At 42.4% G+C, this 20,456-nt stretch carries 14 protein-coding genes and 4 tRNA genes; 3 read left to right on the top strand and 15 right to left on the bottom strand.

The genetic code is table 11. The features are described 5' to 3' along the window. Nucleotides 1-68 precede the first annotated feature (68 nt). The 5 genes from BQ7489_RS09980 to BQ7489_RS09960 all read right to left on the bottom strand — a co-directional run bounded on the left by BQ7489_RS09980 (nt 69) and on the right by BQ7489_RS09960 (nt 2,842). A tRNA-Arg gene (locus BQ7489_RS09980) sits at nt 69-142 on the bottom strand. A 31-nt stretch (nt 143-173) separates the two neighbouring features. After that, nucleotides 174-247, bottom strand: a tRNA-Arg gene (locus BQ7489_RS09975). A gap of 28 nt (nt 248-275) precedes the next feature. Next, nucleotides 276-349: transfer RNA gene (locus tag BQ7489_RS09970), tRNA-Arg, on the bottom strand. A 27-nt stretch (nt 350-376) separates the two neighbouring features. Then, nucleotides 377-450 (bottom strand) — tRNA-Arg (locus tag BQ7489_RS09965). Between the two features lie 76 nt (nt 451-526). Further along, entirely contained in the window at nt 527-2,842 is a 2,316-nt protein-coding gene (locus tag BQ7489_RS09960; protein WP_072530878.1) for a patatin-like phospholipase family protein, read from the bottom strand. 157 nt (nt 2,843-2,999) lie between these two features. On the opposite strand from BQ7489_RS09960, the gene BQ7489_RS09955 reads away from it, so the two are divergent. Further along, nucleotides 3,000-3,512 carry a PepSY-like domain-containing protein gene (locus tag BQ7489_RS09955; protein WP_072530877.1) on the top strand — a complete coding sequence of 171 codons (513 nt, stop codon included), beginning with the start codon at nt 3,000-3,002 and terminating at the stop codon, nt 3,510-3,512. A gap of 76 nt (nt 3,513-3,588) precedes the next feature. Here the strand turns inward: BQ7489_RS09955 and htpG are convergent, their stop codons facing one another. Both htpG and BQ7489_RS09945 read right to left on the bottom strand, forming a co-directional pair. Next, nucleotides 3,589-5,640 carry a molecular chaperone HtpG gene (gene htpG / locus BQ7489_RS09950; RefSeq protein WP_072530876.1) on the bottom strand — a complete coding sequence of 684 codons (2,052 nt, stop codon included), beginning with the start codon at nt 5,638-5,640 and terminating at the stop codon, nt 3,589-3,591. Between the two features lie 107 nt (nt 5,641-5,747). Then, on the bottom strand, nt 5,748-8,312 hold the full coding sequence (locus tag BQ7489_RS09945; protein WP_072530875.1) for an ATP-dependent Clp protease ATP-binding subunit: 2,565 nt from the start codon (nt 8,310-8,312) through the stop codon (nt 5,748-5,750). A gap of 349 nt (nt 8,313-8,661) precedes the next feature. On the opposite strand from BQ7489_RS09945, the gene gyrA reads away from it, so the two are divergent. After that, nucleotides 8,662-11,247, top strand: coding sequence for a DNA gyrase subunit A (gene gyrA / locus BQ7489_RS09940; RefSeq protein WP_072530874.1), 2,586 nt, complete (start codon nt 8,662-8,664; stop codon nt 11,245-11,247). 60 nt (nt 11,248-11,307) lie between these two features. Continuing rightward, on the top strand, nt 11,308-12,528 hold the full coding sequence (locus BQ7489_RS09935) for a tetratricopeptide repeat protein (RefSeq protein ID WP_072530873.1): 1,221 nt from the start codon (nt 11,308-11,310) through the stop codon (nt 12,526-12,528). A 214-nt stretch (nt 12,529-12,742) separates the two neighbouring features. Here BQ7489_RS09935 and BQ7489_RS09930 read toward each other — a convergent pair whose 3' ends face one another. The 8 genes from BQ7489_RS09930 to BQ7489_RS09895 form a co-directional block, all read right to left on the bottom strand. Then, nucleotides 12,743-13,873 (bottom strand): universal stress protein, encoded by a 1,131-nt coding sequence (locus BQ7489_RS09930; protein ID WP_072530872.1) that lies wholly within the window; start codon nt 13,871-13,873, stop codon nt 12,743-12,745. A gap of 84 nt (nt 13,874-13,957) precedes the next feature. Further along, nucleotides 13,958-14,212, bottom strand: coding sequence for a DNA-binding protein (locus BQ7489_RS09925; RefSeq protein WP_072530871.1), 255 nt, complete (start codon nt 14,210-14,212; stop codon nt 13,958-13,960). Between the two features lie 116 nt (nt 14,213-14,328). After that, on the bottom strand, nt 14,329-15,036 hold the full coding sequence (locus tag BQ7489_RS09920; RefSeq protein WP_072530870.1) for a phosphatase PAP2 family protein: 708 nt from the start codon (nt 15,034-15,036) through the stop codon (nt 14,329-14,331). A 26-nt stretch (nt 15,037-15,062) separates the two neighbouring features. Then, nucleotides 15,063-15,779: a tetratricopeptide repeat protein gene (locus tag BQ7489_RS09915; RefSeq protein WP_394334079.1), complete on the bottom strand. Its 717-nt coding sequence runs from the start codon at nt 15,777-15,779 to the stop codon at nt 15,063-15,065. Between the two features lie 51 nt (nt 15,780-15,830). Then, the gene (locus BQ7489_RS09910; RefSeq protein WP_072532115.1) at nt 15,831-17,660 is read right to left on the bottom strand and encodes a BatD family protein; all 1,830 of its coding nucleotides are present in this window, start codon (nt 17,658-17,660) and stop codon (nt 15,831-15,833) included. Nucleotides 17,661-17,691: 31 nt separating this feature from the next. Next, a complete protein-coding gene (locus BQ7489_RS09905) occupies nt 17,692-18,399 on the bottom strand; it encodes a tetratricopeptide repeat protein (protein ID WP_072530868.1) in 708 nt (235 codons plus the stop codon). A gap of 2 nt (nt 18,400-18,401) precedes the next feature. Beyond that, nucleotides 18,402-19,427, bottom strand: coding sequence for a vWA domain-containing protein (locus tag BQ7489_RS09900; protein WP_072530867.1), 1,026 nt, complete (start codon nt 19,425-19,427; stop codon nt 18,402-18,404). A gap of 12 nt (nt 19,428-19,439) precedes the next feature. Continuing rightward, on the bottom strand, nt 19,440-20,438 hold the full coding sequence (locus tag BQ7489_RS09895; RefSeq protein WP_072530866.1) for a vWA domain-containing protein: 999 nt from the start codon (nt 20,436-20,438) through the stop codon (nt 19,440-19,442). Nucleotides 20,439-20,456 lie beyond the last annotated feature (18 nt).

Genomic DNA, 20,456 nt, shown 5'->3' with positions numbered 1-20,456 from the left:
CTTTTTTATGTATCATGCAGTGACATACAAAAAAGAAGGTCTCCACCGTTTGAAAGTGAAGACCTCAGTGACCGCGACAGGATTCAAACCTGTAACCGGCTGATCCGTAGTCAGCTACTCTATTCAGTTGAGCTACGCGGCCAGAAAAACTATAAAAACGTTATCAACGAAAGTGACCGCGACAGGATTCAAACCTGTAACCGGCTGATCCGTAGTCAGCTACTCTATTCAGTTGAGCTACGCGGCCAAAACTTTCAAACGCTATCATCGAAGAGTGATCGCGACAGGATTCAAACCTGTAACCGGCTGATCCGTAGTCAGCTACTCTATTCAGTTGAGCTACGCGACCAAATCTTCAAACTATCAAAATCAAGAGTGACCGCGACAGGATTCAAACCTGTAACCGGCTGATCCGTAGTCAGCTACTCTATTCAGTTGAGCTACGCGGCCTTTTTGTTTGACGGGTGCAAAGGTAGGTACTTCCGTTGAATTGTGCAAATATTTCGACTACTTTTTTGAACGTTTTTTATTCGATAAACCGGCTTCCAAATATCTGCCAGCCCAATGTTATCCCTACATTCCAGTTCTTATTTGGTGAACTATAGTGGTTTACATAGGCCGCAACTGAACCGAACGGAAGCTTGATGACAAATGAAATTTCTCCCATATACGACATACGGCTGAGTATTTTCCCGTAATATGCCTGGTTATTTTCATCGCGCAATATCGGGAATATGGGTACGAACCCGTAGATTTCGGCCCTTGCCTGGAATACGGAATTGAGCATATAGATAGGCATTACCCCCAGTCCGACAAACTGGTTGGCACGGAACGCCTCATTATAGGTAATCTTGCTGTGGCTGGTAGGAGAGAACTCTCCGGCCTGCATCATGGATGCCGTATAGTTCTGGCTGAAATTACGCGACGAATAATAGGCGTGGATGTAATTTCCCAGAATGAATTTAGGACTGAGCTGGAAATAACGTTCCATTTCGTACGAAAGCTGGAGCCAGGACTGGTTATATTCATAATTCTGCATCAGGTTTCCGGTACCTTCTTCGGGCGCATTACCCGGGAAATAATGTTCCTTACCTGTATAGATATTGGCAACAAGCCTCTCGCGGCGGCCTGCCGTAGCGTATTTACGGCTGTTCAGCGTATTGCCCTCGAGTGCCACCGATCCTCCGAAAACGTTGTATTTGCTCATGTCCGTCTTGTCATTGCTGAAATCGATGACATTCGACTGGAAATATTCATCCTTAAGCTGTCCGTACCCGATCGAGAATTCGGCTTTCTGGCGGGTAAGAAAAGGCATGGATACCAGAAGCTTTACGAAATTCTCTTTTTTCTGGTTGAATACAGGGTCGTTTCCCGTCGTGAAAATCTTTTCCTGCTTGTAATAGTCGAAAGAAGAGAAAGAGCCTACCAGGCGTACGGAAGTCGGTATCTGGGTAGGCAAGTCTATCCGCCCGGATATCTGGAAGTTGTTGTATATCTGTCCGAGCTGTCCGTCGAGAGATACTTCTTTCGAGTAGTTGTTCAGGTTGTGGTACGTTGCACCCACATAAATCTGGTTTGCTCCATTGGAAGCGACGTTACCTCCTACACGCAAGGCCAGATCATCTTCCAGCTTGACATTCAGATGCAGGTCGTAGGTATAGTCGGCTGGATTATATACCGCATGCGGAATTATCTCCGAAATCATGTTGTCGGCCATCAGACGGAAATATCCCCGCTTGAAATCTTCAAAAGAGAACACTTCATTTTCCGAGGAATGGAATTCCCTGCGGATATAGTTTTTCTGCTGGTAATTGGCTCCATCGATAAGGATACGGCGGAACCTGAGCTCCGGCAACTGGTTCCTGTAAGTGATACGGCGGCGTTCCAGCTGTCGGTAATTCGCACGGCGCGGGATACGGGCCTTGATGGAATCCATCAGCTCGATGGTACGCTTGTAGCCTATGTCGTGCAGTTCGTCGAAGCGGTCGAAATCCATCAGGCTCACATCGGTATACTTGAAGGTCATCAGGATACCCAAGGAATCGGGGATGGTATAGTCGGTCTTCTGCATGATCATATTTTCGAGCTGGCTCATGATATCCCCTTCCTTCGGTTTCCCGGGATTGGAGCTCACCACGCTGCCGATGATGATGTCGGGGTGAAAGTCCTCAATCATGACATTGACCGGGAAATTGTTGTATATCCCCCCGTCGTATGCCAGGATAGAATCTATTTCTATCGGCTTGAACATGGCCGGAAAACTCATGGAAGCACGTACGGCATCACCCAGGTCACCCTGTCTGAAGATGATAGGTTTTTTGTTATATACATCCGACGCCACACAGCGGAACGGGATGAAAAGTCTGTCGAAATCATTCCGGCATGAAGCGGTGGCCTGGCTGAACAGCTGCAGGAAGGCGAGGTTCATCTGCAAGGGGTCGACAATGCTCGACGGCAGGAACTGGGTAGTGACCTTGTGCAACGGATTCTTCAGCGACACCCGGATGTTCAGAAATTCGGGGGTAGGAGGGTTCTTCTTGAAATAATAAATGTATTTCTCTTCGATTCCGGCGGTATACCAGCGTTTGAAATCGTCCGATTTCAGCAGCTTTTCCATATCATCGGGCGAATATCCCATGGCATAGAGGGAACCTACGATAGCTCCCATGGAAGTCCCTGCGATATAGTCGATAGGTATATTGTTTTCTTCCAAAGCCCGGATAATCCCGATGTGTGTCATTCCTTTAGCCCCTCCGCCACTCAATACCAGCCCCACCTTCTGGGCCGGTAGGGAAACGATGAATGTCATCAGGACAAGTATGATTGTGCTTATTCTTTTCATCTGACGCCAGTTCCGATTAAGATTTCAATCAAAGATACAAAAAAATGGATTCAGTCATAATCTTTGTTTTCTATTATTGGAAAGATTTCAGATTTAATTCAGATTTCCTCCATTCTTTTGCAGTGTAAACATAAACAATTAAAAACTATATATTATTATGAAGAAAAATAATCTCTTGAAAAGATATGCTTTTATGGCATGCGCTCTTACTGCTGGTATGTTCATGGTACAAAGTTGTGATGATGATGACAAGCCGGTTGTTCCCTCTAATGAAATACAAAATGCTTTCACGTCCCAGTATCCGAGTTCTCAGGTATGGGAGTGGGATTATGACAGAGGATATTATGAAGCCGACTTTTTCTTTACCGGTACATGTACTTCATGGAACATTCCGTTGAGCAATGTACAGGCCGAAGCCTATTTTACCGGAACAGGAGCATGGACCCGTACCGAATTCGATATAGACGGCTACTGGTGGAACCAGAATGAAACAGCTGTAATTCCGCCAGCCTTAAGACAGACTATTCAGAATCAGTTGGGTGGACGTAGATTGGACGACCTGAGAATCATAGATAATGCGACCGATGCAGACTATTATCTGCTTGAAATAGAGAACGAACCCAACGATATTATTGTGACACTGGATTATAATGGAAATGTTATCCGATAAGTATATGGCCATGAAATAAAAAAAAGCTATCCGGAACCAAATCCGGATAGCTTTTTTATTTCTATCATAATTTCGTTCAGATCAGCTCAATGCTGCGCTTTACGAAATTAGTCAAAGCTTCACCTTTCAGCATGTTGTTCTGCAAGAGAGCCAGGTCAATCAGTTGATGGACAACCTTGTTGCCGGCTGCATATTCATTGATGATTGCAGTCTTCTGCCGGTTCTCTTCCTCCAGCTTCTTGTCAATATCTTTCAATTCGTCTTTTTCGGCTGTAGGGATTTCCTCGTCCTTCTTGCCTTCCTGAGCCTTATGTAATTCGGCCTGACGCATTTTCAATGTCGCAATTTCACCTTCTACCGGAACCAATTTTTCGGCACATGCACTTTCGGTATCACTCAACACCTGTTTGATAAGCTTGTGATCACTGTTCAGTACCAGGTTGTACATGGTAGGCATTTCTCCGTAGAAACTCATTCCAGCCTGGATATTTGCCATTTCTTTCATACGGCGCATGTATTCCGACTGCGTGATGATGATAGGAGCAGCTGTCTCACCCATAGCCTGTGTATCGACATGGAATTCGGTCTTCTGTATCTGAGGCATCTGGCCATTGAATACGGTGGTCAGTACCTGACGCTTGTCGGCGGTCAACTCTTCACCCTTCTGTTCCTCTTTCACAATCAGACGGTCTATCACATCACTGTCGACACGTGTGAAACGGCTCTTTTCAAACTTCTGTTCCAACATGTTGATCATCGGCACATCCAGCTGTCCGTCCATCAACAATACATTGTAACCTTTGTTCTTGGCGGCATCGATATAGGTATACTGTTCATCCAGATTATTGGCATACAGATAAATCAGATTACCGTCCTTGTCGGTCTGATTGTCCTTTATCAATGTCTGATATTCTTCGAACGTATAATATTTGCTGTCGGTATCCTTGAACAAGGCGAATTTGCTGGCTTTCTCATAAAAATCTTCCTGAGTCAACATTCCGTAGTTGATGAAGATTTTCAGGTCATCCCATTTGCCTTCAAATTCCTTACGGTCGTTCTTGAATATGGACTGCAGACGATCGGCCACCTTCTTGGTGATGTAAGTGGAGATCTTCTTGACGTTGGAGTCGCTCTGCAGATAAGAACGTGAAACGTTCAACGGGATATCCGGTGAATCGATCACACCGTGAAGCAGCGTCAGGAAATCGGGAACAATACCTTCTACAGAATCGGTTACATATACCTGGTTGCAGTACAACTGAATCTTGTTTTTCTGCAGATCAATGTTGCTCTTGATTTTCGGGAAGTAAAGCACTCCGGTCAGATTGAACGGATAATCCACATTCAGATGAATCCAGAACAACGGTTCGTCGGACATCGGATACAGGTCACTGTAGAACTTCTTGTAGTCTTCATCCTTCAACTCACTGGGCTTCTTCGTCCAGATAGGACAGGTATCATTGATAATGTTGTCCTCCTCCGTTTCAACCTGCTTGCCGTCTTTCCATTCCTTTTTCTTGCCGAATGCAACCGGAATAGGCAGGAAGCGGCAATATTTGGTCAGCAAGCCATGAATACGCGATTCTTCCAGAAATTCCTTGCAGTCATCATCGACATACAGGATGATATCCGATCCGCGGTCTGCCTTTTCAGTCTCTTCCAAAGTAAACTCAGGACTTCCGTCACAGCTCCATTTTACAGCCTGTGCCCCTTCCTTATAGGATTTTGTAACGATTTCCACTTTTTTGGCAACCATAAAGGCAGAATAGAATCCCAGACCGAAATGTCCGATAATGGCATTGGCATCTTCCTTGTATTTTTCCAGGAAGTCATTGGCTCCTGAAAACGCAATCTGATTGATGTATTTCTCTATTTCTTCGGCAGTAAGACCGATACCACGGTCGGAAATGGTAATGGTGCCGTTATCTTTGTCGACCTTTACATGAATGGTCAGATCACCAAGCTCACCCTTGAAATCGCCTTTAGAAGCATATGTTTTCAATTTCTGGGTTGCATCGACTGCATTCGAAACCAGTTCACGGAGAAAAATCTCATGATCGCTATATAAGAACTTTTTGATGATAGGGAATATGTTCTCTGTAGTAACCCCTATATTACCTTTCTGCATAATATTGTTATATTTTTAAGTTTTCTGAAATTTAACACGAATTCTGGCACAAAAAAAATGCCAGGCAAGAAATGCCTGACATTTTGTCTGTATCGGGAATAGGATTCTTATTCATCCATTCCTTTTTCAACATCCATTTTCAATCCATCGTTTGTTTCATTCAGTCGGACATGGATGGTATCGCCCTCGTGCAACTCTTCGTTGAGGATCACTTCGGCCATACCGTCTTCCAGGTTATTCTGGATAGAGCGTTTCAGCGGGCGGGCACCGAACTGTACGTCATATCCTTTCTCGGCTACAAAACGTTTCGCGTCATCATCGATAACCAGTTTATATCCAAGGTTTCCGATCCGTTCATACAAACCTTTCAGTTCAATGTCAATAATTCTGGTCAATGCATTGATATCCAACTGATCGAATGTGATGATCTCATCCAGACGGTTGATGAATTCGGGAGCGAATGACTTGTTCAAAGCTTTCGTTATAACGCTGCGCGAGTACTCTTTGTCATCGGTACGGGTCTGGGCTGCAAAACCGATTCCCTTGCCGAATTCCTTCAGCTGCCGTGTCCCGATGTTCGAAGTCATGATAATAATGGTATTCTTGAAGTCGACTGTACGGCCGTAACTGTCGGTCAGCCGTCCTTCATCCATTACCTGAAGCAACAAGTTGAATACATCGGCATGTGCCTTCTCTATTTCATCAAGCAAGACGATGGAGTAGGGCTTGCGACGGACTTTCTCTGTCAGCTGGCCACCCTCTTCATAACCGACATATCCGGGAGGAGCTCCTACCAGACGGGATACGGTAAATTTTTCCATGTATTCACTCATGTCGATACGGATCAGCGCATCGGCAGAGCCGAACATTTCCTTTGCCAACTGCTTGGCCAGATGCGTCTTACCGACACCCGTAGGGCCGAGGAACAAGAATGTTCCGATAGGTTTGTTCGGGTCTTTCAGTCCTACACGGCTACGTTGTATCGCCTTAACCAGAGTCTCTACCGCTTTATCCTGACCGATTACTCTGGATAACAATGCATCCTTCATGCCACGCAGTCGGATCCCTTCCGCCTGAGCCATCCGCTGTACGGGAATACCCGAAATCATGGAAACCACATCTGCAATCTGAGATTCGTCGACAATTTCCCGGTTCCCTTTCAGGCCTTCTTCCCAATTGCGTTTCATGACGTCAAGTTCATCCATCAGTTTTTTCTCACGGTCCCGGAAACTGGCCGCCAGCTCAAAATCCTGCAGGCGGACAGCCTCTGTCTTATGGTTACGCGCTTCTTCAATCATACTTTCCTGCTCTTCAATTTCCTTCGGTACAGAAATGTTGGTGAGATGTACGCGTGATCCGGCTTCATCAAGTGCATCAATTGCCTTATCCGGGAAATTACGGTCGGTAATATACCGGTCTGTCAATTTGACACAAGCTTCCAGAGCAGCATCGGTATATGTCACGTTGTGGTGTTCCTCGTATTTGTCTTTGATGTTACGCAGAATCTGCAACGTCTCGTCTGGAGTGGTAGGTTCCACAAGTACTTTTTGGAAACGGCGTTCCAGTGCACCGTCCTTTTCGATATTCTGACGGTATTCGTCCAATGTCGTAGCACCGATACATTGGATTTCACCACGTGCCAAAGCCGGCTTCAGCATATTTGCGGCGTCCATGGAGCCCGCAGCCGAACCGGCACCCACAATGTTATGGATTTCATCGATAAACAGGATGATGTTCGGATTTTTCTTAAGTTCGTTCAGGATGGCACGGATACGTTCCTCAAATTGTCCGCGGTATTTCGTACCGGCTACAACCGATGTCATATCAAGGGCTACTACACGCTTGTCGAACAGGATACGGGATACCTTCTTTTCAATAATACGTATCGCAAGTCCTTCAACGATAGCCGATTTACCGACACCCGGTTCACCGATCAGGATCGGATTGTTTTTCTTGCGCCGGCTTAAGATCTGAGCCAACCGTTCGATCTCCTTTTCACGTCCTACTACCGGATCGAGCTTGCCCTCGGCTGCCGCTTCCGTCATATCAGTCCCGAAAGAATCCAGAATCGGGGTATCATTGTTCGGATATTGTTGTTGCTGTGTACGGGTCTGCTGTGCATCGGAAGAAGAAAGCGGATCTCCATTTCCGGCATTTCCCCCTGAAGAGGGGCGGCGGCGGATTCCTTCATCCTCTTCGTCATCGTCCTCACCAAAATCAAGCCCGCTCTGCGGTTCTGCTTTCGGTACCAGCTTGTCCATCACCTTCTGATAGGTCACTTCATTTTCCTCCAGTATATCGGATGCCTTGTTGTGGTCTTCTCTCATAATTGCTAATAACATGTGTTCTGTATCAGTTAATGGGCTTTTTAATAGTCTTGCCTCCAATATACTCATTCTCAATATTTTAGAGGCTTTATCATTAAATGTGATCTCTTCTATATAGATTCCGGTTGTGTCGGAAGACTCTCTCAATACATCTTCCAAAGCCTTTTTGACCTTCTTCAGGTCTACATATAGACTTTGCAGGATTTGGATAGCCTTGCCTTCTCCTTCCCGTATCAGCCCGAGCAACAGATGCTCCGGGCCGATATAGCTGTTTCTCAGCCGGTTGGCTTCCTCCTTACTATATTGGATCACATCGGAAACTCTTTGTGTAAATTGGCTGTTCATAGGTCTTTTTTCTTTATTCCTCCCTTATCATTACATCAATGCAAATATACATTATATATTTATAATTACAGATTTCTGTAGATGAGTTTTAACAAAATGTATGCCACACCGGAACCAGTAAAGATAAAATAACAGATTACGCCAGAATGTTAATCTTAGGACAAACACATGTAACCATAGCTGTAAGCGTTCCGGATTGTATAAACCCGTATCCGGAGTATACTTGCAGGTTATCAGGCCCTTACTGAAAACTTACGTGATTTGTTTTGCCAATTCAATAAAAAGTCGTACTTTAGCATGGTTTTTAGCGAACCATTGAGAGATATAATATTAAAATAAAATTGTTTAAATGCAAGAACAGGACAGAATTATAAAAATCAACATCGAGGAGGAAATGAAAAAGTCGTACATCGATTATTCCATGTCGGTAATCGTTGCCCGCGCCCTTCCGGATGTTAGAGATGGTTTTAAGCCGGTTCATCGCCGTATCCTGTATGGAATGATGGAACTGGGAAATACATCAGACAAACCATATAAAAAAGCAGCAAGAATCGTAGGTGAAGTTTTGGGTAAATATCATCCGCATGGTGACTTTTCCGTATACGGGGCATTGGTACGTATGGCTCAGGATTGGGCAATGCGTTATCCGCTGGTAGACGGGCAGGGTAACTTCGGTTCTGTTGACGGTGACAGCCCTGCGGCAATGCGTTATACGGAAGCTCGTCTGAAGAAAATAGGTGAGGACATGATGCAGGACCTCTATAAGGAGACTGTTGATTTCACCAATAACTTCGATGATACATTGCAGGAACCTACTGTGATGCCTACCCGTATACCGAACCTGCTGGTGAACGGTGCTTCGGGTATTGCCGTCGGTATGGCGACAAATATGCCGACACACAACTTGTCGGAAGTGATAGACGCCTGTATTGCATATATTGACAATAATGATATTGATATCGATGGCTTGATGCAGTATATCAAAGCTCCGGATTTTCCGACCGGAGGATATATTTATGGCATCAGTGGTGTGCGTGAAGCATATGAAACGGGACGCGGACGCGTGGTAATGCGTGCCAAGACAGAAATTGAATCGCATCCTACACACGACAAGATCATTGTAAATGAGATTCCTTATAACGTAAATAAGAAGGAACTGATTGAAAGTATCGCTTCTTTAGTCAACGAAAAGAAGATTGAAGGTATATCATATGTAAATGATGAATCCGACCGTGAGGGTATGCGCATCGTGATTGATGTAAAACGTGATGCAAATGCCAGTGTGGTGCTGAACAAGTTGTTCAAGATGACGGCACTCCAGACTTCATTCGGCGTGAACAATATTGCATTGGTGCATGGACGACCTAAACTGCTGACACTGAAGGATCTGATTCAACTGTTTGTAGAGCACCGTCATGAGGTCGTTATTCGCCGTACACGTTATGATTTGCGTAAGGCTAAGGAACGTGCCCATATTCTGGAAGGCTTGATTATAGCTTCCGACAATATTGATGAAGTGATCCGTATAATCCGTGCGGCCAAGACTCCGAACGAAGCGATAGCCAATTTGATGGACCGTTTCAATTTGAGTGAAATTCAGGCACGTGCCATCGTCGAGATGCGTCTGAGACAGTTGACAGGACTGATGCAGGATCAGCTCCATGCCGAATACGAGGATCTGATGAAACAGATCGCCTACTTTGAAGAAATTCTTTCCAATGATGAATTGTGTAAGAAGGTCATTAAGGATGAACTGATCGAAGTCAAAGAAAAATATGGCGACAAGCGTCGTTCTGAAATCGTTTATGCATCGGAAGAATTCAATCCGGAAGATTTCTATGCTGACGACCAGATGGTGATTACAATCTCCCATTTGGGATATATCAAACGTACTCCATTGTCGGAATTCCATGCACAAAACCGGGGTGGAGTAGGATCGAAGGGCAGTGAAACTCGTGATGAAGACTTCATTGAACATATTTATCCGGCAACCATGCATAACACGATGATGTTCTTTACCCAGAAAGGAAAGTGTTATTGGCTGAAAGTGTATGAAATACCGGAAGGAAACAAGACAGCGAAAGGACGTGCTATCCAGAACCTGTTGAACATAGATGCCGATGATATGGTAACGGCATATCTGCGTGTCAAAAACTTGAATGATACCGAATTTATCAACAGTCATTACGTATTGTTCTGTACTAAAAACGGAGTGATCAAGAAAACATGTCTTGAGCAGTATTCACGTCCGCGACAGAATGGTGTGAATGCTATCACAATCCGCGAAGACGACCGTGTAATAGAAGTACGTATGACAAACGGTAACAACGAAATTGTAATCGCCAACCGGAACGGTCGGGCTATCCGTTTCCATGAAAGTGCAGTACGCCAAATGGGCCGTACAGCTACCGGTGTCCGTGGTATTACATTAGATAATGACGGACAGGATGAAGTCATCGGAATGATCTGCATAAAGAATCCTGAAAAAGAAACGATTATGGTTGTTTCTGAAAAAGGATACGGCAAACGTTCGGACATTGAAGACTACCGTAAGACAAACCGCGGAGGAAAAGGTGTCAAGACGTTGAACATAACCGAAAAGACAGGAAAACTGGTGGCAATCAAATCAGTAACAGACGAAAACGATTTGATGATTATCAATAAGTCGGGTATTACAATCCGTCTGAAAGTAGCCGATGTCCGTATCATGGGCCGTGCTACTCAGGGAGTCCGTTTGATTGACCTTGAAAAGCGTAATGACCATATAGGCTCTGTTTGTAAAGTTACATCTGAAACAGAAGAAAACAATATACCGGAGGCAGAAGAAGATACGGAAGGAATCATTCAGCCGGAAGCAGGAGACCTGCCTGTAGAAGAAAATACTTCTGAAGATGTAAATGATGTAAGTAATAATGATGATAATGAACAACAATAAACAAACAGAATTTATTATAAACATTTAAATGAATATTTGTCTCATTAAAATTAAACAGTTATGAAAAAAGTATTATTGACAACAGCTTTATTCTTTACTGCATGTGGAATGTTCGCACAGGAAAGTGTAGTAAAAGAAGCTAAATCAGCGAAGAGTGATCCTGTTAAGGCAGCTCAGATTCTGGAGCCGGCATTGTCTGATCCGACAACTTCCGCCGATCCGGAAACTTGGAAATTGGCCGGTGATCTTCAAAAATCAATCTATGATGACGAGAACATGAAATTGTTCTTGCCGGGTGCTAAGGCTGATACCGCCAAATTGTATAATAGCCTGGCTAAAATGTTCGACTATTACTATAAATGTGATGAAGCTGAACAGAATAAGGTAAAGAGTGGAGAACAGAAAAAGGCAAAGTTGAGAAATAAATTGGCTAAGACATTGGCTGCTGTCCGTCCGAACTTGACAAACGGAGGTTCTGATGCATACAATGCTGGAGATTATCAGAAAGCTTTGAAATTCTTTGGCTTATATGTAGATGCTGCAGGAAATCCGATGTTTGCAGATATTGATGCTGTCAAGAACGATACATTGACTCCGCTGATTGCCTGCTATGCTGCTTTGGCTGCCAATTCTTTACAAGACAAAGCTGCCGTTATCAAATATGGTAATATCGGTAAGGAACATAAAGAAGAAGGTTACAGAGCATTGATGTGTCTGGCTGAAGCCTATGGTAAAGGTGAACAAACCGATTCAGTACAATGGTTGGCTACAATTAAAGAAGGTACAGAGAAATTCCCGACTCAGCCATATTTTATCGGTAACTTGATGGATTATTATATCCAGAAAGGTAAGATTGATGAAGGTTTGACAGAAATAGACCAAGTATTGGCAAAGAACGAAACTCCGTATTTCTTGTATGTAAAAGGAGTTCTTCAATATGAAAAGAAAGATTATGATGGTGCAATTGCCACTTTGAACTCTATTATTGCCAAGAACGGTGAATTTGTAGCTGAAGCCTATTCAAAGATCGGTGATTGTTATTTCTTCCCGGCCCAGGTTCTGGTAGAAGAAAATGGAAACTTGTCAATGGATGATCCTAAATATGCAGCAAACGAAGCTAAGATTAAGGAACTATATGAAAAAGCCGCTCCGAATTATGAAAAAGCAAAGGAACTGAAACCAGATAACAGACAATTGTGGGGTCAGTATCTGCTGAATATTTATTGGAAACTTAACAAAGCTGAATACGATGCTTTGGAAAAAGAATTATCAAATAATTGATATTTTTATTTATAGCGGAAAAAGCCCGAAGAAATTTCGGGCTTTTCTTTTTTAGAGCATTTGTGTCATTTTTTTATTTATTATATAAAGAAAGGATTCCAAACCTTTTGTAAATTTCATAAGAAATATTTATATAATCAGCATTATGTTTAATTATAAAATCAAAAATAATAAAGGTGGCAATATCCTTAAACAAATTGCCACCCCTAATTTCCTATTTAATGATCAATAACGGTGTATTGGTATGGAATAACATTTTTTTTGCCATACTAGGATTAAATAACCGTGCAAATACATTTCTCCTATAGTTGGTTGTGCACATAACATCTATTGAATTTTCTTTCATGAATTTATCCAGATTATCCAGTAAATTTTCCTCATCAATTATTGAATAATTGAATTCTAGTTGTGGATATTGTTTTTTGAAATATTCCTTGATTCCTACCAGCTTTATTTCGTTCCATTGCCTTTTTTCTTCATGCGAATTGATATGAATAAATGAAATTTCAAAATTATGATGTTGGAATGTTGTTATCAATGAATCGAATGCAATCAGATCACGCTGATCAAAACTGGTGAATAATGCAACCTTATGTATATTCTCAAATTTCTTAAATTGTGCATTTTCTGGAATTGCATATACAAAACATGGACTTCGTTCTATCACTTCTGCCGTAACACTACCTATCAGTTCAAGATTTTCTTGATTTTCGCCACGGGTCCCCATAACTATAATCAATGGCTTGATGGACTTGGCTTGTTGTAAAATTTCTTCTTCTGGAACTCCTTCACGTAAAATACAATTATATTTGATACTTGGATAAATTCCTATCTGGATTTTTTCATCTATTGTTTTAGTCAACTCGTTGAACTGATTATGAACCTTTTCCAATGTATTTTTTATAGAAGTTACATTTTCAACAGGTGGAATCTGATAACTATCTGTATCATAGTGTAGTTCGGGTATAAATATCGGACTGAAATAAACATGCAGCAAGGTAACGGTAGCATTGAGATGCGATGCTATTTCAAATCCCATATCACAAGCTTTCAGTGAATATGGTGAGAAATCTATCGGAACCAGGACAACAGGTGCCTGTTCCTTCTTCTCCCTATTTCCTCCCTCCAGAACTTCAGAAGAAAGCCAGGAAGAACTTTCAATGATGTTCAGGGCATGTGGCAGATCACTTTCCTTGATACGGACTCTTACTCCCGAAGAAATGACAGGTTGGATCAGATTTATATTATGGATATAAGCCTCGATACCTTCATTCTCCAATACAGTCTTCAGAATCTGTGCCTTAGAGTAAGTCAGAATAGCTAATGTTACTAATTTGTCTTCCATAATTCAACAATTTAATTTTTAATGTAGGACCTAATCAAAAAAGTCCTGATGACAAAAATTTGTCTATCAGGACCCTCCGTTTTCTTATTCTGATTCTTCTTTAAGAATGGCAAGCGCTCTATCAAGTACTGTTGTATCGTCCAGCATTACCAATCCACCGTCAGGCCCCGGCTCAAGATGAATACCTACGCTTTTGCCTTCTTTAAAATTATGCCCTCCAAAGAAATTCCGGACTGTATCTACGCTGATATTCAATTCGTCGGCAATGCGATGCATGCTTCCGGTAGGTAATGAATCTTTGATTTTTCTAAGTTCATTGAAAGTTATTGTTCTGTTCATAGTAATCAATAGTTTTAAGAGTTAGACAGTTTGTTGTTATAATCACGATATAAATGTAATAAAAGAAAATGAAAAAGCAAACGGAATACAATCTTTTTTCGAAAGAGAAGAATCAATTAAAGATAAAGTAATTTTGAAAAAATCATTGCTGCGATAATGGCATATATGTAAGTGCATAATAGAATGGTATGCAGCAATCTGATATCTTTGGTTTCGAAACCACTTGAAGTATATTGTGTGGAAATGAATTCTCCCTGTTCAAAAACCTTTTTCTGAATACGATAATAGAATGCATATATAAGACATGCAATTATACAACCTGCCATAGCACCGCATAAAATGTCTCCCGGATAATGTACTCCAAGATAGATTCTTGAATAAGACGGGATTATCGCCCATATAAACATCATGACTGTCAACCACTTGTCTCTCATAAGCAGAGATACGAACATCGCTACTCCAAAGGTATTGGCTGCATGGCTGGAAATAAATCCGTATGCCCCTCCCCTATATCCGTTCACAATATTTACCAGATACATGATTTCAGGATCCTGTGCCGGACGAAAGCGTGCAAACAAAGGTTTACAAAACCCTGAAGCAAACCGGTCGGCACATGTAATGACCAGTGCTATCATAACCAGGATAAGTAATCCCTTAGAAATCTTGTTATTTTTGAAAATGACATACAGCAGCATAAGAGCAGCCGGTATCCACGTCTTGGTATCGGTTACAGTCCACATGAAACCATCCCAGAACAGAGAAGTGCTGCCATTCAAAAATAGCAACAATTCCTTATCTGCCTCTATAAGCTGCTGTATATCCATATATTTTCATCTAATTTTACGGTCAATCAGATAACTTCAATGGCTGAAGCAGGGAGCCATCCTTTTTTACCGTCTTCAAGGCTGACTTCCTTCCATTCTTTCATTGAGTTGTCATCAATATATACCTTGGTACCTTCATGCACTACAAACAGATCGGTTCCGCTTTCGTTCGGAGTACTTTTAACCGTTATTGTAGGCGCCATAATAATGGCCCCGTTACGCTTCACCAATTCATTTTTCTGCTGTGATGCAAATATGTTGGAACATACGGTCACAACAAGAAATACTACTGCAGCTATAAATCCGGCTTTCTTGAGTACCAGACGGTTGCCGAAGATATACAAAGACAATCCCAGCAACAACAGGATAAACGAAGCTATAGCAGTTCTTGCCCATCCACCTTCGCTCATACAGTTTATCAATGCATGTACCCAAGTTACAATAAACACTTCGCTTACAGGCGTAATATTATCTACAGTCTTGCTTTGGGCCATTTCAAGATTAAAGCGGATATCCGCATCACCGGGATTCAATAACAGGGCACGTTCATAATTCAACACAGCCCGAGCTATGTCCTTATTTTTATAATAGCTGTTTCCCAAATTATAATAGATATCGGCCGATTCACCTTCCGAATTCAGAATTGCTTCGTACATCTGAATAGCTTCCGTAAACTTATTCTCCTGATATGCCTTATCGGCTTCTGCCTTTGTTACGGCAGAGGCCAACTGCACCGTTCCCATCAGAAACACCAGGATAATAGATAGTTTCTTCATATATTTGTCTCCTATCTTTTAATGTTTGATACTGTTTTCCATTTTGCTGATTACATCGATAGCTGCTGAATAGACTTTATCCATCGCTTCACTTTCATTGCCTGGAGCATAACGCGCAAACTCACATTCATTCAAGGCACTGATGAATTCTTTAATCAGCTCATCGGCTACTCCATATTTAACCAGTTCGGCTTCAATATTGTCTTTTGAGAGTTGTGACACAGGAATATTCAGTTTATCACTGATATATCCCCACAAAGCTTTCAATACTTCATCATAGAATTCATTCTTCTTGTTTTCGGTAAGTAGCTTACCGGCAAGTTTCATACGCTTGGCAGCTACTTTATTGGCCTTTTTGGTCTTGACTTTTGCAACATTGGCATTCTCAACAGCCTGGCGACGGAAATACAATACCAAAACAATGAAAAGTATCAGAGGAATAATGTACCAGAGAGTATATGCAACTGTACCGAAGAAATAATCACCCTTAGGTGTCAATACTGTATCCCCTAATTTGATGAAACGTATGTCTTTTCCTAAAACCTTAACACTTTCCTTGTTGGTAAAGTCGGCGATTATCTGATCGGCATTTCCACTACCAGTACCTTTAGCTACCTTTAAGTCATATGCTTGGGTTTTCAGTGTCTTGTATGCATTTGTCTTCAAATCGAAATAGGTAAATTCTACCGGAGGAATGGTAAAATTACCGGCATGACGTGGTATTGCCAAATATTCGATAGTCTGTGTTCCAGTCAATCCGGCTTGAGAAATATTAAAATTATTGGTTACCTTAGGATCATAAATTTCGAAATCCTGTGGAAACTTCACTTCTGGAGTCTTGATCAATTTCATATTTCCTGCTCCGGAAATAGTCAACTTTATAGTAACGGCATCATTTGTCTTCACATCAGTAGAATTGATGGCAGAAGAAATGTTAAACTCCCCTACACCTCCTGAGAATCCGGCAGGCTTTGCCGGAAGAGGCAACACATTGATGACAACCTTCGGAGTTACTATCCGTTTCTTTACCTCTATGTATCCTCCCCCGTTAAAGAATGCGTCAAAAGGATCGTCCGAAACCTGTTGCTGGGCTACAATAGCATCGAATGTAATGGACGGTATCTCCTGCTTGCCTGTCTTTTGCGGAAAGAGCAGATACTGACTCCATAATATAGTATTATAATTACGTCCTTTATAATGTTCCATCGTGTATGTCTTCTGCTGAGGAAGGTCAACTTCCTGTGTCAAAAAGCCTTTCAAATCAGGCATTTTGAAAGGTAACTGCCGCAAGTTTACCAGTGTATATACCTTATATGTCAGCAATATAGCTTCCTGTTCATGGACAGTAGTCTTACTGGCAGTCACGGTCATGAACAAATCTTTGTCTGTTATTCTGCTTCCTGCAATTTGGGCACGTGAAGAGGATGAAGAACCGTTGTTACTGTTATTACCCCCATTCTGGTCTGGAGGAAGTACTTTAATTGTTACAGAATTAGAGAATATCTTTTTATTGTCTACGTCAATACTGGCAGCCGGAATCGTATAAGTTCCAGCCTTGTCGGCCATCAGGGTAAATGTATAGGTAATCGAACTGCTTGAAGATACTTTCCCGTTAATAATCTGCGTACTGCTTCGTTGTGAGCGGGCAGGTCCCATCAAGACATCGAATCCCTTAATTGACGGTGCACGGAAATTAGATACATCAGTTGTATTGACCGTAAATTCTACACGAAACTGGTCACCACTGACAACCACATCGGGAGCTTCGGCGGTAAATGTAGCCTTTCCGTCGGCATATACTCTGATGGCAGATACGGTCAATAAAAGGAAAAAAATAAATTTTCTCATTATAGTTTCCATTTTAATTGCTAAATAAATATTACCAGTCTTTTTCCAACTTACGTCCTTGGATCTTGACTGCTTTCTTAACTTTGTCCCGAACATTCTTTTCATCTTGCATGGCAGCTTTCAACAATTGCTCGGCATTCTCCTTCGACATCTGATCCTGATTCTTTTGCTGAGGATTCTGTTGAGGATTCTGCTGATCCTTCTTATTCTGGTCCTGCTGGTCTTTATTCTGCTGCTTGTCATCCTGTTTCTGATCCTGTTTCTGCTGTTTGTCCTGATTCTGTTGCTGTTGCTGCTGGTCTTTCAGCATTTTTTGTGCCAGCGCCAGATTATAACGTGTCTCATCATCTTTCGGATTGTTCCGTAATGCCTTTTTGTAAGCCTCTATACACTGTGGATATTGTTTTGACGATTGCAGTATCACTCCCATATTATGGTATATCTCAGCCAGTTTTTTCTTGTCCTTCTCTACTCTGGCAGCGGCAGCATATTGTTTCATGGCATCCTGTGCCTTCTGTTGCATAAGCATGGCATTACCTAGATTATACATGGCATCGGCCGAATTAGGGTTCTGGTCGAGTGCCTTCTGATAATCCACTTCCGCCTTCACAAAAGTACTGTCTCTATAAAACTTGTTTCCGCTACGCAGATATTTACGGTCCTGTTGTTGTCCGTAAACAGTCACGGCACATAGCATCATCATCCCCAATACTATATATCCTTTTCGAATTCGTAACATAATCAGTCTTTTTTAAAGAGTTTCACATTCTTGAAAAGCGGATTCTTGCGTTCCAGCAGGAACAGATCTACCGAAAGCAGAATCAGTGCCAACCAGGCCAGGACCTGGAACTGTTCATCGAACTCCGTATAAATCTTACTTTCTACATCTGCCTTGGCCAGTTTGTTGATTTCCGCATTCAGAGCTCGTTCAGCACTGTTGGTATTGTCTACCCGGACATAGATTCCGTTACCGGCTTTTGCTATTTCCTGGCACATCTGTTCGTTCAGACGGGTTACTATGACATTGCCGTCTTTATCCCGTCGGAATTCATTCGAACCTTCTACAGGTATAGGTGAACCATCAGGTGAACCCACTCCCAGTACAAATACCCTAACACCCTTTTTAGCGGCTTCCGCTGCGGCTTCGACTGCACCTCCTTCATGGTTTTCCCCATCGGTTATCAATACAATGGCACGACCTACTTCCGGATTGGGAGTAAAACTTTTCATTGCCAGATCAATCGCGCCCCGGATATCTGTTCCTTGGGTAGATATCAAAGACGGACTGATACTCTCCAGAAACATCTTGGCCGAAATGTAATCACTGGTAATGGGAAGCTGTGTGAATGCTTCTCCAGCAAATACGATCATAGCTACTTTATCATTATTGAAAGTCTCAACCAAGCGTGAAATAAGTTTCTTCGATTTTTCCAGACGACTTGGTGTCACGTCTTCGGCCAGCATCGAATTTGAAATATCCAGCGCTACAACCGTTTCAATACCCTGACGTTTTACAGTTTCCATCTTTGCACCGAACTGTGGGCGCGCCAACATGAAAATAGCCATGGCAAGTGCTGCGAATACCAGCCAGAACTTGATTCCCGGACGATAACTGGATACATCGGGCATCAGGTGTGCCATTAGTTCCGGGTCACCATATTGGCGCAATTTCTTCTTGCGGCGATAATTGGAATAAATGTGTAGCCCTATGATGAACGGCAGTACAATCAATAGATACAAATATATCGGTTCTCCAAATCGAAACATAACTTTTCTATTTTAAGGTATTTTCTTTAATATGGTGTTCCGTAAAACGAGTTCCAGCAAAATACTCAGGAAAGCGATAATACCAAACAGGGCAAATGCTTCTTCACGTTTGCTGAACTCCTTCACATTTAATTTTGTCTTTTCCAGCTTGTCGATATCCTTGTAGACCTGTTCTAGTTTGGAATTGCTGGTTGCACGGAAATAATTCCCGTTTGTAGCTCCGGCAATCTGTGTAAGGGTCTGTTCGTCTATTTCGACAGGGACATTTACATATTGTACGCCCGCGTATGTCTGCATCGGATATGGAGCCGTACCATTGGTACCTACCCCGATCGTATAGATACGTATACCGAATTGTTTGGCTATTTCAGCAGCAGTAAGTGGAGAAATGTCTCCCCGGTTATTGCTTCCGTCTGTCAGCAGAATAATCACTTTCGACTTTGCCTTACTGTCTTTCAAGCGGCTGATAGCATTGGCCAGACCCATACCGACAGCTGTACCGTCTTCAATGAGGCCACGCTGTGCTATATCTCCTTTGACACTGTTGAACAAATTAAGCAATACCGCATGGTCAACAGTCAGCGGACATTGGGTAAATGCCTCGCCGGCAAAAATCGTTAGACCAATGTTGTCGTTCGGACGGCCGTTTATAAATTCAGCTGCAACTTTCTTGGCTGCCTCCAGACGATTCGGCTTCAGGTCTTCAGCCAACATACTGGTAGATACATCTACAGCCATCATGATATCAATTCCTTCTATTTCGGAATTCTGCCAGTTATCAGTTGTCTGAGGACGGGCCAGTACCAAAATAATCATAACAAATGAAAGGATGCGCAATAGGAAGGGAGCATGCAGCAGATACACCTTCCAGCTTTTGGGCGCATTCATATACATGCGGGTAGTTGACACCTGCAAGGTTGGTTCTGTCTTACGGTGTCTCATAATATACCATACGATGTACGGTATAAGGAGAATCAGTAAGAACAGATATTCGATATTAGCAAAAATCATGGTTCCAATGCATTAAAA

Source organism: Bacteroides ilei, from assembly GCF_900128495.1.
Classification (GTDB): domain Bacteria; phylum Bacteroidota; class Bacteroidia; order Bacteroidales; family Bacteroidaceae; genus Phocaeicola; species Phocaeicola ilei.
The sequence above is the reverse complement of the archived record's forward strand: the minus strand, read 5'-3'. Positions and strand labels throughout refer to the sequence as shown.